The sequence below is a fragment of the Rhizobacter sp. P1_G5 genome, from assembly GCF_056405435.1.
In genome coordinates, this window is record NZ_JBFUCB010000749.1 from 1 (window position 1) to 2,658 (window position 2,658).

The following is a 2,658-nucleotide window of genomic DNA, read 5'->3' on the forward strand; positions in this document are numbered from 1 at the left end:
GTAGACGCCGGCGTGGATCTGGCCGAGCTGGTCCTGCACGCTGGTGATGGTGCGGAAGGATTCGAGGTCGCTGCGGAAGTCCTCGCTGTTCTTCGTCGCTTCGGTGCGCATCAGCGCGGTGTTCACCGAGGCCATCGAGAACACCACGACGGCGGTCAGCACGGGGGCTGCGAGCAGCTTGAGTCCGAGTTTCATGGCGGGCCTTCCGTCCTGCAGGGCGTGCGGGCGTCTTACTTGTAGATGCCGCCGCAGACGGCCACGTCGCCGAGCCGCTCGCAGTAGGCGCGCTTCGGCTCGATCTTCTTGCTGACCGGGTTGGTGAACTTGTAGTCCTGCCAGAACGTGCCCTTGGACTGGGCGAGTTCGACGCGCTCCTTGACGAAGGGCTTGCCGTCCACGTCCTTCAGCTCGAGCAGGTTCTTGCCGATCATTTTTTCGTTCGCACCGTGGGCGCGGACGACGCCGTCGAGCCCGTAGACGACCAGGTAGAGGTCGCGGTCGGTGAACTGGCCGGCCTTGTTGTTGATCTCGGCGTAGGCCTTGTCGTTGCCGCTGGACTTGATGAAGGCGACGCCCTTCTTGACCATCGCGGTGGCTTCTTCGGCGGTGGCATTGCCGTCCTTCGCGAAGGCGGGCAGGGCGGCGGCGCTCAGCAGGGCGCACAGGAGCAGGTGCTTGGACATGCGGGATCCTTGGCAGTCGGGGCGCCCAGGGGCGCGGTGGCGGGACTGCATCCGCGAACAAAACGGATGCGCTGGTGCCGTTATCGGCACGCGGGCGGCCGGGCTGTACCCGGTCTATCGCGATTCTGTGAGCCAGCGCAATCGGCTGTCGGCGCAAAAGAGGCCGGTTGGCGGTGCATCTCTTCCCACTGCGTGGGGCTTGTTCACTGCGTGAGGCTGCTGCCGGGTCTCGCCCCGGCGGGCGAGTCACTTTCATTTGTCTTGCCAAATGAAAGTAACCAAAGCAAAGGCGCTTGAAAACCATACGGTTCGTTCAGTCTCGCTGCGGACAACACTGACACTTCGGCTAGCCATCCACCTTCATTGGGATTGTTGTTCTCCCGCTCCACTCGACTCGCTCGCTTCGCGTCGCATCGTCTTGCACCGGCGGTCGGCACCGCGCCATCCGGGCGATGCGTAGCGAGCTGGGTGGAGAAGAACGGCCAACAATCCCAATGAAGGTGGATGGCTAGCCGAAGTGGCCGTGTTGTCCGAAGCGGGCCAGAACGAACCGTATGGTGTTGTATTGAGGCCCTTTGCTTTGGTTACTTTCATTTGGGCTTCAAATGAAAGTGACTCGCCCGCCGGGGCGAGACCCGGCAGCAGCCTCACGCAGTGAACAAAGCCCCCCGCAGGGATAAGAGAGAAGCCCTCGCGCAGCGAGTCCCCCGCCGGGAAGAGGCGAGGATCAGAAGGTTTCCCAATCGTCGGACCCCGCCGCCGCGGCGGCCAGTGCCGGACGCGGGGCCGGGGCGGCCGTGAGCACCGGCTCGACGGGCGCAGCCGCGGGCCTGGCGGCCGCCGGGGCCGGGGCCTTGGCTACCGACTTCGGTGCCGGGTGGGCTGCGGCGGCGATCACCGATTTCGCGGCCTGGAACACCGGGGCCGGTGCCGGTGCGGCAGCATGCGCAGTCGACAGCTTGAACACGGCGACGCCGGCCAGCAGTTGCGCAGCCTGCACCTTCAGGCTTTCCGCCGCCGCCGCGCTTTCCTCGACCAGCGCCGCGTTCTGCTGCGTCGCCCGGTCCATCTGCGTGACCGCCTCGCCGACCTGGCTGACGCCGGACGACTGCTCGATGCTCGCCGACGTGATCTCGCCCATGATGTCGGTCACGCGGCGGATCGAGGCGACCACCTCGGCCATCGTCGTGCCGGCCTCGTCGACCAGCGCAGTGCCCTGCTCGACGCGCTCGACGCTGGTCGAGATCAGCGTCTTGATCTCCTTGGCGGCATCGGCGCTGCGCTGCGCGAGGCTGCGCACCTCGCTGGCCACCACCGCGAAGCCGCGGCCCTGCTCACCGGCGCGCGCCGCTTCCACCGCGGCATTCAGCGCCAGGATGTTGGTCTGGAACGCGATGCCGTCGATCACGCCGATGATGTCGGCGATGCGGCGCGACGAGTCGTTGATGCCCTTCATCGTGTCGACGACGCGGTTGACGACCTCGCCGCCGGAGACCGCGACACTCGACGCGCTCATCGCCAGCTGGTTGGCCTGGCGGGCGTTGTCGGCGTTCTGCTTGACGGTGCTCGACAGCTGCTCCATCGACGCGGCCGTCTCCTCGAGCGCGCTCGCCTGCTCTTCGGTGCGGCTGCTCAGGTCGTTGTTGCCCTGCGCGATCTGCGAGCTCGCAGTGGCCACGCCATCAGCGTTCTGGCGCACGCCACCGACGATGCCGCGCAGCTTGTCCTGCATGTCGCCGAGCGCCTTCAGCAGCTGGCCCATCTCGTCGGTGCCGGTCGCCTTGATCGGCTGGCTCAGGTCGCCGTCGGCGATGCGGTTCGCATCGAGGCGCGCCTGCGCGTAGGCGCGCGCGCTCTCGCTGAGCGCATAGCGCGGCGGATCGTCGGCGCTCACCTGCACCAGCGAGTGGTCCGACAGCAGCGCCAGCCCGTCGATCGCGGCCCAGCCGTCCGGATCGCTGCCGTCGGCCAGCAC

General features: G+C 67.2%; 3 protein-coding genes. All 3 read right to left on the minus strand.

Annotated features, from left to right (window positions below):
* Positions 1–195: hypothetical protein (locus tag AC1D12_RS30475; protein WP_477844972.1), on the minus strand; the 195-nt coding region annotated here is incomplete at its 3' end.
* Positions 196–230: 35 nt separating this feature from the next.
* The gene (locus AC1D12_RS30480; RefSeq protein ID WP_477824889.1) at positions 231–683 is read right to left on the minus strand and encodes a cache domain-containing protein; all 453 of its coding nucleotides are present in this window, start codon (positions 681–683) and stop codon (positions 231–233) included.
* A 727-nt stretch (positions 684–1,410) separates the two neighbouring features.
* Positions 1,411–2,658 (minus strand): methyl-accepting chemotaxis protein (locus AC1D12_RS30485; protein WP_477844973.1); only part of this gene is annotated, 1,248 nt, incomplete at its 5' end.

Coding starts and splice junctions, on each gene's coding strand:
- AC1D12_RS30480 (WP_477824889.1), bottom strand. CDS start 683: ATGTCCAAGCACCTGCTCCTGTGCGCCCTGCTGAGCGCCGCCGCCCTG.